General features: G+C 64.0%; 11 protein-coding genes. 9 read left to right on the top strand and 2 right to left on the bottom strand.

The genetic code is table 11. The features are described 5' to 3' along the window. The first annotated feature begins 101 nt into the window (after positions 1–101). Complete coding sequence (gene rpoH / locus KCX70_RS20550) at positions 102–956, top strand: RNA polymerase sigma factor RpoH (protein ID WP_021206064.1); 855 nt, start codon at positions 102–104, stop codon at positions 954–956. Positions 957–1053: 97 nt separating this feature from the next. Here rpoH and KCX70_RS20545 read toward each other — a convergent pair whose 3' ends face one another. Further along, positions 1054–3612 carry a hybrid sensor histidine kinase/response regulator gene (locus tag KCX70_RS20545; RefSeq protein WP_212618655.1) on the bottom strand — a complete coding sequence of 853 codons (2559 nt, stop codon included), beginning with the start codon at positions 3610–3612 and terminating at the stop codon, positions 1054–1056. A gap of 200 nt (positions 3613–3812) precedes the next feature. Further along, positions 3813–4514, bottom strand: a complete 702-nt coding sequence (gene mtgA, locus KCX70_RS20540) for a monofunctional biosynthetic peptidoglycan transglycosylase (protein WP_102846917.1) — start codon at positions 4512–4514, stop codon at positions 3813–3815. A 68-nt stretch (positions 4515–4582) separates the two neighbouring features. Between mtgA and KCX70_RS20535 the strand changes: the two genes are divergently transcribed. From KCX70_RS20535 to KCX70_RS20500, 8 genes are all read left to right on the top strand, one after another. Continuing rightward, entirely contained in the window at positions 4583–4957 is a 375-nt protein-coding gene (locus KCX70_RS20535; protein WP_021206061.1) for a DUF423 domain-containing protein, read from the top strand. A gap of 104 nt (positions 4958–5061) precedes the next feature. Continuing rightward, positions 5062–5262 carry a sulfur carrier protein ThiS gene (gene thiS, locus KCX70_RS20530; protein ID WP_031310634.1) on the top strand — a complete coding sequence of 67 codons (201 nt, stop codon included), beginning with the start codon at positions 5062–5064 and terminating at the stop codon, positions 5260–5262. 87 nt (positions 5263–5349) lie between these two features. Beyond that, positions 5350–6144 (top strand): thiazole synthase, encoded by a 795-nt coding sequence (locus KCX70_RS20525; RefSeq protein WP_212618654.1) that lies wholly within the window; start codon positions 5350–5352, stop codon positions 6142–6144. Between the two features lie 65 nt (positions 6145–6209). Beyond that, a complete protein-coding gene (trmB, locus tag KCX70_RS20520) occupies positions 6210–6920 on the top strand; it encodes a tRNA (guanosine(46)-N7)-methyltransferase TrmB (RefSeq protein ID WP_021206058.1) in 711 nt (236 codons plus the stop codon). Between the two features lie 176 nt (positions 6921–7096). Then, on the top strand, positions 7097–8434 hold the full coding sequence (locus tag KCX70_RS20515; RefSeq protein WP_212618653.1) for a DUF1329 domain-containing protein: 1338 nt from the start codon (positions 7097–7099) through the stop codon (positions 8432–8434). Positions 8435–9023: 589 nt separating this feature from the next. After that, the gene (gene hutI, locus KCX70_RS20510; RefSeq protein ID WP_212618652.1) at positions 9024–10262 is read left to right on the top strand and encodes an imidazolonepropionase; all 1239 of its coding nucleotides are present in this window, start codon (positions 9024–9026) and stop codon (positions 10260–10262) included. After that, positions 10252–11238 carry a formimidoylglutamase gene (hutG, locus tag KCX70_RS20505; RefSeq protein ID WP_212618651.1) on the top strand — a complete coding sequence of 329 codons (987 nt, stop codon included), beginning with the start codon at positions 10252–10254 and terminating at the stop codon, positions 11236–11238. The genes hutI and hutG overlap by 11 nt, the downstream gene beginning before the upstream one ends. A gap of 50 nt (positions 11239–11288) precedes the next feature. Next, complete coding sequence (locus KCX70_RS20500; protein ID WP_212618650.1) at positions 11289–12623, top strand: YjiH family protein; 1335 nt, start codon at positions 11289–11291, stop codon at positions 12621–12623. Positions 12624–12650: the final 27 nt, after the last annotated feature.

The raw sequence follows: 12650 nt of genomic DNA, 5'->3' as shown, positions 1-12650 counted from the left end.
ATTTATAACAATTTTCATTAGGTGTAAGGGAACTTTTCCAGGTTCTTGCAGTCTGACTGAGCAGTGCTAAACTGCTGCAGCTTCATTATCGGAGGATCTGCATGACTACAAATCTGCAACCTGTTCAAGCCCTGGTCCCGGGAGGCAATCTCGAGGCCTACGTGCAGACGGTCAACAGCATTCCGCTGCTTACGGTCGAGCAGGAGCGCGATCTGGCTGAGCGTCTGTTCTACAACCAGGACCTCGAGGCCGCGCGTCAGATGGTGCTTGCCCACCTGCGATTCGTCGTGCATATCGCCCGCAGCTATTCGGGCTATGGTCTGGCTCAGGCCGATCTTATCCAGGAAGGCAACGTCGGCCTGATGAAGGCGGTCAAGCGCTTCAACCCGGAAATGGGTGTGCGCCTGGTGTCCTTCGCCGTGCATTGGATCAAGGCCGAAATCCACGAGTTCATCCTGCGTAACTGGCGCATCGTCAAGGTCGCCACGACCAAGGCGCAGCGCAAGCTGTTCTTCAATCTGCGTAGCCAGAAGAAGCGCCTTGCCTGGCTGAACAACGATGAGGTCGAGCGGGTCGCTGACAGCCTTGGTGTCGAAGCCCGGGAAGTCCGCGAGATGGAGAGCCGCTTGACCGGGCACGACATGGCGTTCGATCCGTCGGCCGATGCCGACGACGACAGCGCCTACCAGTCGCCTGCGCATTACCTCGAAGATCATCGCTACGATCCGGCGCGGCAACTCGAAGACGCCGATTGGAGCGACAGTTCCAACTCCAACCTGCACGAGGCGCTGGAGACGTTGGACGAGCGTAGCCGGGATATCCTTCAGCAGCGCTGGCTGAGCGACAACAAGGCGACCCTGCATGACCTCGCCGCCAAGTACGGTGTGTCGGCCGAGCGCATTCGGCAGTTGGAGAAGAATGCGATGAACAAGCTCAAGGGATCCATTCAGGCCTGATTGGCCCCTTGATGATCGACAAGGCGCTGCAATGCAGCGCCTTTTTTGTGCCCGCCAGTCGGGTCTGACGGCTGCACGGAGTGCCTAGCTCGGCGACTCAGGCCGGCGGGCTGGCGCTGCCCAGGGCATCGCTCAGTGCGATCAGTAACTGCGCCGCGCTGATGGGTTTGTGCAGCCAACTGATGCCGCTGTCGCCCTCGTGCTGCTCGAATTGGCTGGCAGCCGAGATCACGATGATGGGTAGGTCGCGCGTCGACGGTTGTGCGCGTACCTCGTCGATCAGCTCGCGCCCGCTGCCGTCGGGCAAGTGAAGGTCGAGCGTCATCGCCTCGTAGCGGACGTTGGCCAGCTTGTCCCGTGCAGCATGCAGGCTCTGCACTCGGTCGACCGCATAGCCGGCGTCGCGCAGCATCAAGTGCAGCAACCGGCCGGTATCCGGTTCGTCTTCGATCACCAGTAGCCGCGGCTGCCCTTGGTCCGCCGCCGAAGAGGACGACTCGAGGATCGGCAGCTCGCACCAGAAGGTCGTACCGTGCGTCTCGCTGGTTTCGAAGCCGACCCGCCCACCCATGCGCTCGATGAATTCCTTGGTAATGGCGAGGCCCAGGCCGGTGCCTCCCTTCTGGCGGCTATCGGAAGCGTCAGCCTGGGCAAACTTCTCGAATACCCGGCTGCGGAAGCTGGCCGGGATGCCAGGGCCCTGATCGGTGACATTGATGCGTACATGACCGGTGTCGGGCAGGCTGCAATGCAGGCTCACTTCGCCACCTTCGGGCGTGTACTTGATGGCGTTGGAGAGGAAGTTGGTCAGTACCTGTTGCAGGCGCAGGCCATCGACCCAGACGTTGACGTTTGGCGGATCTCGCAGCACGCAGCTCACGTTGAAATGCGCGGCGAAGGACTGATTGCTGGCTATCGCCTCGTCCAGAAGTCGGCGCAGCGCATGTTCGCGCATGTCGAAGGTCATCTTGCCGGCGGCGATTTTTTCCATGTCCAGCAGATCGTTGATCAGATAGCCCAGGCGCAGGCTGTTGCGATGGGCGATCTCGAGCATTTGCTGCATCGCTGGCGGAACATCCCCCAGCGCGCCGCCGGTGACCAGGCCCAGGGCGCCGCTGATGGAAGTCAGTGGGGTGCGCAGTTCGTGGCTGACGGTCGAGACGAACTGGTCCTTCATCTGCTCGATGCGCTTGTGCTCGGTGAGATCCATGCTGGTGCCGCTGATGCGCAAGGGCTGGCCGTCCCGGTCGCGCTGGATATAACCGCGGATGAGCACCGGAATCACCTTGCCGGTCTTGTGCAGGAAACGCAGCTCGGTGGTGAAATGATCGACCGCCGAAAGCATGGTCTGCGCCAACTGTGCCTTGGCCTGCGTCAGGTCTTCGGGGACCAGCAGACGTTCCCAGAGCTTCAGGTCGGAGTGCAGCTCGCCGGGACGGTAGCCGAGCATGTGCCAGGCGCGCGGCGATGCGTAGAAGCTTCCAGCGTCCAGGTGCAGGTCCCAGAGGCCGTCGTTGCTGCCCTTGAGGGCGAGGCTGAGGCGCTCCTCGCTGAGTTGCAGAGCGCGCTTGTTTTCGCGGATATGCTCGGTCATCTGCTGCGCCAGCGCCTCGGCGCGACTGTGCCTGAGCGACAGCGAGGAGGTCAGCACGAACAGCAGCAGGCTCAGGCCGGCACCGAGTCCGATGACCAGCCAGTTGCTAGCCTCGAAGAACGCCTCGAATTCCGGCAGGCTCTCCAGGCGCAAGGTCCAGGTCTGTCCGTACAGATCGAGCTGCACGACCTGGCTGTACTTTGCCGGCTCGGCGCGTGGTTGCTGGCGGCTGGCGAAGATCAGGCCTTCCGGGTCCTCCTCTGCTCCGGCGTAGATGTGCAGGCTGAGGTTGGGGCCGGCGGCGCCGAGGATGCCATGCATCAGGTCGTCTATCCGGTACGGGCTGTAGACGAATCCCCGGAGCGCCTGCAAGCGCTGTTCAGCCGTGCCCGCGGGTTCGTCAGGTCGGTACAGCGGTACGTACATGAGGATGCCGGCCTGCGTTGCGCCGTGTGTCTCCTGGCGCAGCGTGACCTTGCCGGTAATGTGAGTCTGCCCCGATTTGGCAGCCTGCAGCATGGCATGCCGGCGCACCGGCTCGGCGAACATGTCATAGCCGAACGCCGCCAGGTTGCGGCCACTAAACGGCTCGAGGTAAACGATGGGGGTGTACAGCCGGGCATTTTCGCGGGAAGGACGCACGTCGTAGTCGGCGAAGCCTTCATCGCGGACGCGTTGGATGTGCGCGGCCCGCTCCGCCGGCCGTACGGCCTCGGCAAACCCGACGCCCTGGATGCCGGGGTAGTTTTCGCTCAGCCGCAGCCGCGCGTTGTAGGCGCGCCACTGGGTTCGGGACACCTCATCGTTGACGTCGAACAGTCCGGCCGCGCCGAGCAGGATCTGCTCGTGGTCGATCATCCGCTTGTCGATGGCTTCGGTGGTGGTCTTCACCAGGAAATCGAACTGCTGGTTCGCCGCGCGTTCTTCCTTCAGCGTCAGGTGCTGAAGGATCGCCAGCTGCACGAGCAGGGTGAACGCCAGCACGAGCCAGGCGACGCTGTTACGCCAATGGAAGAGTTGCCGCACCTTGTGCAAAGGTGCCTGGATTGCGGTTCCGCTCATGCTAGCGCTGCCATGCGTTCAGTGGCGAATCGGCGAGAAGATGACTGCACGTCCGCCTCGATGGCGTCCTGTCCGTCGGGCGTCGCCGGCATCTCGCGACCTGTCGCTTGCAGCTTACTCGTTGCGATGGCGCACTGCCATAACGGTCCGTCTGGCCGTGCCGGTTACCGGAGATCCCGATTCACGGCCGGTCAATCGGGTTATGGGCCCTGGAGCTGATTCAGGTAGTGGCTGCCGCCCAGCTGACGCATCTGTTGGCGGATCCAGCTGGCACGTCGTCGTACATGCGGACCGGGACGCCCGGCGCTCCATTCACGCGGATTGGGCAGCACGGCGGCCAGCTGGCTGGCCTGGGCCGTAGACAGGTAGGCCGCGCCTTTACCGAAATGGTGCTGGGCGGCCGCCTCGGCACCAAAAACGCCGTTGCCCCATTCCACGCTGTTCAGATAGACCTCGAGGATGCGTTGCTTTGGCCACAGCAGCTCGATCCAGGCGGTGAACCAGACTTCGAATCCCTTGCGTACCCAGCTGCGTCCGGACCAGAGGAACAGGTTCTTGGCGACCTGCTGGCTGAGAGTGCTGGCGCCACGCAGCGAGCCGCCGCGCTCGTTGTGCGCGAACGCGGCGCGGATGGCGGCGATATCGAAACCCCAGTGATCGGCAAATTTCTGATCTTCAGCCGCGATCACCGCCATCTTCAGGTCATCGGGCAGCACCTTCCAGGGCCGCCAGCTGCGTTGCAGGTCGATGCTTTCGCCGCCGGTCCAGGATTCGATCTTGCGCTCGACCATGAGCGCGGTGAAGGGTGGCGGCACCCAGCGCAGCACCAGGACCAGCAGCACGGAGACTGCGCTCGACCAGAGCAGCAGTTTAATGAGGCGGCGTGATAGGGCTCGGAGCATGGACATGGTCGGGGGCGGGGTGAGCGGGCATTATAACGGCCTCATCCCATCCTGACTGGAAGCGCCTGATGATTCGTCTCTTTCTCCTGCTTGCTGCGTTCTTTGGCTTGACCGGCGTGGCGCTGGGTGCCTTTGCCGCACACGGCCTGAAAAGTCGCCTCAGCGCCGAATACCTGGCGGTGTTTCAAACCGGTGTGCAGTATCAGCTGATTCATGCGCTGGCGCTGTTCGGCGTCGCGTTGCTGGCGTTGCAGGCGCCGAGCCGTCTGCTCAACGCCGCTGGCGGTTTTTTTGCCCTGGGCGTCCTGCTGTTTTCCGGCAGCCTCTATCTGTTGTCGCTGACCGGCGTAACCCGGCTCGGCATCATTACACCGGTTGGCGGCACCGCTTTTCTCGCCGGATGGGTCTGCCTGCTATTGGCGGCTTGGAACCTGCGCGCCTGACTGATCGCACTCCGGCGGCAAGGATGAATGGCAGTGCTCGTCGCCTTGGTGCGCCGGGATGATCGGGCTAGAATGCGTGCCCCTTGTCAATGGTGGCGATCACTATGCACATCCAGTTGAACGGCGAGCGCTACGAGCTCCCTGACGGTCAGTCGGTGGCCGATCTGCTGCAACGCCTGGACCTGACTGGGCGGCGGCTGGCGGTCGAACTCAATCGAGACATCGTACCGCGCAGCCAGCATGGCACGACGCGACTGGCCGAAGGCGATCGGGTCGAAGTCGTGCATGCGATTGGCGGCGGTTGATCGGTCCGCTGCCTCGATAGTAATTCCGGACGTCGCCCGTGCAGCGACGTACTTCTTCGCTTCATTACAGATGAACAGGATGGTCGCATGAGCCCAGTTCCGCACGACAAACCCTTCACGCTTGCCGGCCGCACTTATCAGTCGCGTCTGCTGGTGGGTACCGGCAAATACAAGGATCTCGACGAGACCCGCGCCGCCATCGAAGCTTCAGGCGCCGAGATCGTTACCGTCGCGGTGCGCCGCACCAACATCGGCCAGAACCCGGGCGAGCCGAACCTGCTCGACGTCATCTCGCCGGACCGTTACACCATCCTGCCGAATACCGCCGGTTGCTACGATGCCGACGAGGCGGTGCGCACCTGCCGTCTGGCCCGTGAGCTGCTCGACGGCCACAAGCTGGTCAAGCTCGAAGTGCTGGCCGACCAGAAGACCCTGTTCCCCAACGTCATCGAAACGCTCAAGGCCGCCGAAGTGTTGGTGAAGGACGGCTTCGACGTCATGGTTTACACCAGCGACGATCCGATCATCGCGCGGCAGCTGGCCGAGATGGGCTGCGTCGCGGTCATGCCGCTGGCGGGTCTGATCGGTACCGGATTGGGTATCTGCAACCCTTACAACCTGCGGATCATTCTGGAAGAGGCCAAGGTGCCGGTGCTGGTCGACGCCGGTGTGGGCACGGCCTCCGACGCCACCATCGCCATGGAGCTGGGTTGCGAGGCGGTGCTGATGAACAGCGCCATCGCCCATGCACAGAACCCGGTGTTGATGGCCGAGGCGATGAAGTACGCGATCGACGCGGGACGCCTGGCCTATCTCGCCGGGCGTATGCCGAAGAAACTCTACGCCAGCGCGTCCTCGCCTCTCGAAGGCCTGATTCGCTGAGTTGTCCCTCCGTCTCCGGCCGCGCTCGCTTGCGCGGCCGTTCTTTTTTCTCTGCAGGTCTATTCATGAGCGACACCCTCCCTCCGGCTGAAGGCCAACGGCGCATGCGCACCATCAAAAGCTTCGTGATGCGCGCCGGACGCATGACTGAAGGCCAGCAGCGCGGCCTGGACCAGGGTTGGCCGCGCTTCGGCCTGGAGCTGGCCGACGGCCCGCGCGACTTCGATCAGGTCTTCGGCCGGTCGGCACCGCGCACCTTCGAGATCGGCTTCGGCATGGGGCACTCGACCCTGGAAATGGCCGCGGCCGCACCCGAGCAGGACTTCATCGGCGTCGAGGTGCATTCGCCGGGCGTGGGCGCGCTGCTAAACGGACTCCTGTCACAAAACCTGACGAATGTGCGGGTTTACAGTTGCGATGCGCTTGAAGTGCTGCGTGAATGCGTCCCCGACGCCAGTCTGGACCGGGTATTGCTGTTCTTTCCCGATCCCTGGCACAAGAGTCGCCACCACAAGCGGCGCATCGTCCAGCCGGCATTCGCCGAGTTGGTGCGGCAAAAACTCAAGGTTGGTGGCGTGTTGCATATGGCGACCGACTGGCAGGCGTACGCAGAGCACATGCTCGAAGTGATGAGCGCCGCGCCCGGCTACCGCAACCAGGCGGCCACCGGGCAATACGTCGAGCGTCCACAAGAACGTCCGACGACCAAGTTCGAACGCCGTGGCGAACGCTTGGGTCATGGGGTCTGGGACCTCAAGTTCGAGCGCGTCGACTGATAGCAAAAAGGGTGTCGCACGGCACCCGTCAGAGCCGCGACCAGCGGCCTCAGGGAAGACCAGACAACAAGAGCATGCCAGGGACGGCACGATCCCCAACGCCTCAACGAGCGCCTTGCCTGTCGGCAAAGGCCGTTATCTGCCGCGCGCCGTTTGCGCAGCAAGGAGCAAGAGAGATGTATAGGAAATTTGCAGTTCTGCTATTGGCGCTTTGCGCCAGCCAGGCCCAGGCAAAGGTGGACGAGACTCAGGCCGCACGCCTGGGCCAGGACCTGACGCCACTGGGCGCCGAGCGAGCCGCCAATGCCAACGGCAGCATACCGGCATGGACCGGCGGGGTGAAACCACCGGCCGATTACCAGCCGGGGATGCATCACCCCGATCCGTTCGCCGCCGATCCGGTGCTTAACCGGGTCGATAACAGCAATGTGGCGCAATATGCTGCACTGTTGCCCGAAGGGCTGCGCGCCCTGATCGAGCGCTATCCGGATTTCTATCTTCGTGTCTTTCCGACCCGCCGCAGCGCCGCGGCACCCCAGCGCATCTATGACGAGACGCATGCCAATGCGCTGTCAGCCGAGCTGATCGCCAACGGCAACGGCATCACTGGCGCGGTGGCCGGTATCCCGTTTCCGCTGCCGCAGGACGGTATGCAGGTCATCTGGAACCACATCCTGCACTACAAGGGCGAGCAGACCCACATGGTCAACAACCAGGCCGTCGTCATCAACGGCAGGGCCAGTCTGATCAAGCGGGACCGGCACATCTACTACGTCTACAACCGCGAAGGCATGACCCGCGCGCAGCTGGACAACACGCTACTGTTCTACAAATACCGGGTGACCGCACCGGCAAAGCTCTCCGGTACCGCGCTGGTGGTGCAGGATCCGATGGACCAGGTACTGGCGATCCGCAAGGCGTGGCGCTACAGCCCGAGCGATCGTCGGGTACGGCGCCTGCCGTCGCTGGCCTACGACTCGCTGCAGCCGGACACCAGCGGGCTGGCGACCGCCGACGTGGTCGACTCCTTCAACGGTGCGCCGGATCGCTATGAGTGGAAGCTGGTCGGCAAGCGCGAAATGCTGGTGCCCTACAACAGCTACGCGGTCCATCAGCAAGGCATTCCCTATGACTCGATCGTCGGAGCGCATACCTTGAACCCCGACCTGCTGCGCTATGAGCAGCACCGGGTATGGATCGTCGAAGCGACCCTGCGCAAGGGCTTCAGTCATCCCTACGCCATGCGCCGTTTCTATATCGACGAAGACAGCTGGCAGATCCTGGCGGTCGACCTGTTCGATGGCGATGCCGAGCTGATCGGTCTGCAGGAGAGCCATCCGATCAGCTACTACGAGGTGCCGATGTTCGGCAGTACGGTGGAGACGCTGTATCACCTCAAGGATGGCAACTATTTCGTCGACGGCTTGGACAACAACGAGCCGATGTACGACTTCAGCGCCCAGATGGGACCGCGAGACTTCTCCCCCGCAGCATTGCGTCGCGGCGCCAACTAGCGCTGCGCCCGGTCAGGTGCCTGACGCCTGACCGCGCCCTGGTCAACCTGGCCAGGGCCGTCTTTTCCGAGGGCTGCCGGCACCTTCGCTACCAGCGCTTCGAGCCTGTTTCGTAGCCATCCACCTGCCGATACGCCGCCTGCTTGTGGCGAACGTTCCGATCGCCGCATTGCCGTTGCGGGCTGGCGTCTGCGGCGTCCCGATTCCGCAGCAATGCGACATAACGCAGCGGCGCTTGCCGATGCCAGGGCGTAATGCCTCGGTGATTTCGGCGCGCCTGCCATATCCACCTGACCCCTGCCGCTCCGAAGCCGCAGGCCGGCAGCCTGCGCAAACAGCTACAGCGTTCTCGGCGGCTGCCACCGAACGGTTGGCACGCCTGCGTCCACGCAGCCGACCTCTGCCCCGCACGCCGTCGGCCCGCCTCTATGTCGTGCTCTTTATATGTATATACATTAGGTGCGGTCTAGCAGCCAAGCCATAGAGACATAAGCGCGAGTTTACGCTGCGCAAAGCGTTAAACAGCGCTTGACCGAGATGGTTGTCTTTCCTATTGTATATACAATAAGCCAGCAAGAGGTCACCTCCGATGCCTTCCACTCCTGACAAGCGCCTGCTATGGCGCGCCGTAAGCCTATTCGACGGCACGCAGACACTGCCCGAGCCGATGGTGGTGATGGTCGAGGCCGGTCGCGTCGCGCTCGTGGTGCCCGTGTCCGAACTGGATGAGGCGCAGGTCGCCGGCGCACTGGAAGTGGGCCGCGGGGGCGTGATGACGCCCGGTCTGATCGATTGCCACAGTCATCTGGTCTATGCCGGCAACCGCGCCGACGAGTTCGAGCAGCGCCTGGAAGGGGTCGACTACGCTGAAATCGCCAAGGCCGGCGGTGGCATTCTCAGCACCGTGCGTGCCACCCGTGCCGCCAGCGAGGAGCAGTTGCTGGCTCAGAGCCTGCCTCGGCTGCAGGCGCTGCTGGCCGATGGCGTGACCACCATTGAGATCAAATCCGGTTACGGCCTGACGACCGCCGACGAGCTGAAAATGCTGCGTGTGGCGCGCCGGCTCGGCGAGCTGCTGCCGGTACGAATCACCACGACCTTGCTGGCGGCGCATGCCTTGCCACCGGAATATGCCGACGACAGCGACGGCTACATCGACCTGGTGTGCAAGGAGATCATTCCCGCCGCCGTGGCCGAGGGGCTGGCCGATGCGGTGGACGTGTTTTGCGAGCACATCGGCTTCAGCGCGAGCCAGTGCGAGCGGGTATTCGTGGCCGCTCAGGCGCACGGTCTGCCGGTCAAGGCGCATGCCGAGCAGCTGTCGAACCAGGGCGCCAGCGCCCTCGCGGCTCGCTATCGCGGGTTGTCGGCCGACCATATCGAGTTTCTCGACGAGGCCGGCGTGCAAGCCATGGCCGCCGCCGGTACGGTCGCGACCCTGCTGCCCGGCGCTTATCACACGCTGCGCGAAACCCAGTTGCCGCCCATCGCGCTGCTGCGCCAGTACGGCGTGGCGATGGCGGTAGCCGGCGATGCCAACCCCGGTACGGCGCCGATTTGCTTCCCCACCTTGAATCTGAACCTGGCCTGCACGCTGTTCCGCCTGACGCCGCGCGAGGCGCTGGCCGGCATGACCGCCCATGCCGCGCAAGCGCTGGGCGCGCCCGAACTGGGACGTATCGCCGTCGGTGCGCCAGCCGATCTGTGCCTGTGGGATGTCCAGACGCCGGCCGAGCTGGCGTACGCGGTACAGCCGGGACGCCTGCGCCAGCGGGTCTTTGCCGGTGTCGTCAGCTACGACAAGGAGGCCGCTCGTGATGCACGCTGATCGCCATTCGATGGAGCCCTGGCAGGGCCGCGTTGACCCGGAAGCGGACAGCGCGCGCTGGCACCAGCGCATTCAGCCACTCGCCGATGGCAGCGAGCCGGGCCTGGCCTTGCTCGGCTTTGCCAGCGATGAAGGCGTGCGGCGCAACCATGGCCGAGTCGGCGCGGCAAACGGCCCCTTGGCGATCCGTAAAGCGCTGGCCAATCTGGCCTGGCACCGCAGTGGACCGGCCTACGATGCCGGCGACGTGGTCTGTGCCGACGGCGATCTGGAAGCGGCGCAGGCTCGTCTGGGTGGCAATGTCTGCGCATTGCTCGATGCGGGCCATCTGCCGATCGTGCTTGGTGGAGGCCATGAAGTGGCGTTCGGTAGCTGGCAGGGGCTTGCCGGGTATCTGGGCGGCGATCGATCATTCGAGCAGCAGGCCCCGCAGGAGGCCGCCCCACGGAAGGCCGCCCCACGCATAGGCATCATCAATTTCGATGCGCATTTCGACCTGCGCGACCCGGCCCATGTGCATTCTTCCGGCACACCCTTCGCGCAGATCGCCGAGCAGTGCGCGGCACGTGGTTGGCCGTTCGCCTATGCCTGTATCGGCATCAGCCGTGCCAGCAATACGCGCGCGTTGTTTCAGCGCGCCGCCGACCTGCAGGTACTGGTGCGCGAGGACCACGACATCAGTGAGTCCCGTCTGGCGGGGCTGGGCGCCGACCTGGAACGGTTCATCGCCGATTGCGACGCCGTCTACCTGACCATCGATATCGACGTGCTGCCGGCCTGTGAAGCGCCCGGGGTCAGCGCACCGGCTGCGCGCGGCGTTTCCCTTGCGCTGCTCGAACCCTTGCTCGAACGCATTCGCGACAGCGGCAAGCTGCGCCTGGCAGACCTTGCCGAACTCAATCCCGAGCATGACATCGACAACCGCACCGCGCGGGTGGCGGCTCGCCTGATTCACCTTTTGTCCCTGACCGGCTGAGCCAGTCTCGACTACTTCTCTGACAAAAATAACTACAGAGGAACCCTCAGATGACTCCTTCCACTGACTGCCCGCACGGTAATGCCGCCGTCTCGCGGGCCCGCGCCCTGGCCCGTCTGCTTGGCTACAGCCTGATCGGGCTGCTGGTCTTCTTCGTGCCGTTCGAGATTGGCGGGCGCAACACCATTCTGCTCGATCACAGCGCCAGCGCCTTGCTCGCCCACGCCCGTCCACTGGTCATCGCCATTGCCGTGCTGTTCATGCTCTACGGTGCGTTGCAGCCCTGGCTCAGCGGTAGCTGGCGCGGCGACCTGACCCGCACGATATTCAGTGTGCTCAAGGTGTTCGGCCTGCTGATCGGCGTCGGCTATCTGTTTGGCATCGGTCCCGAGGCGCTCTACCAGCCGGGCATGCTGCCGTTTCTGTTCGACAAGCTGGTGCTCAGCCTGGCGCTGATCGTGCCGCTGGGTGCGTTGGCGCTGGTGTTCCTGATCGGCTTCGGCCTGCTGGAACTGGTCGGCGTACTGATGCAGCCGGTGATGCGGCCGATCTGGCGCACCCCGGGCAAGTCGGCGATCGATGCGGTGGCCTCGTTCGTCGGCAGCTACTCGGTAGGCCTGCTGATCACCGACCGCATGTATCGCCAGGGCCATTACAGCGTGCGCGAAGCGGCGATCATCGCCACTGGTTTTTCCACCGTTTCGGCGCCGTTCATGGTGATCATCGCCAAGACCCTGGGCCTGATGGACATCTGGAACCTGTATTTCTGGAGCGCGATGCTGGTGACCTTCAGCGTCACCGCGGTCAGTGCGCGAATCTATCCGCTGTCGCGGTTGCCGTCCGAGAGCCGAGCCGAGCCGCCGCTGCCAGCCGGTGAGAGCCGTATCGCCAGCGCCTGGCGCGCCGGTCTGGAGCAGGCCGCTCATGCACCGTCGCTGCCGAGCGCGCTGCGCGAAACCTTCATCGATGGGCTTCGCATGACCGCGGCGATCCTGCCGAGCATTCTCGCGGTCGGCCTGCTCGGGTTGCTGGCCGCCAAGTACACGCCGCTGTTCGATGCCATCGGCTTGCTGCTGTATCCGCTGGTTTGGTTGTTCGGCCTCGACCAGCCGATGGTGGTGGCCGGCGCGGTCTCCTCGGGCCTGGCCGAGATGTTCCTGCCGGCGGTGCTGCTGAAGGATGCCGACGTGCTGGTCAAGTTCGTCACCGCCATCGTCTCGGTGAGCAGCGTGCTGTTCCTGTCGGCATCGATCCCCTGCGTGCTCGCCACCCGAATCCCCCTGCGCTTGCGCGACCTGTTGCTGGTCTGGCTGCAACGCACCCTGTTGAGCCTGGCATTCAGCATTCCGCTGGCCTACCTGGCGCATTACCTGGGCTGGCTGTAAGCCGCCCGCGATCACCGAATTTGTAGA

Origin of the sequence: Stutzerimonas stutzeri (genome assembly GCF_018138085.1) — a bacterium.
GTDB classification, from domain to species: domain Bacteria; phylum Pseudomonadota; class Gammaproteobacteria; order Pseudomonadales; family Pseudomonadaceae; genus Stutzerimonas; species Stutzerimonas stutzeri_AI.
The sequence above is the reverse complement of the archived record's forward strand: the minus strand, read 5'-3'. Positions and strand labels throughout refer to the sequence as shown.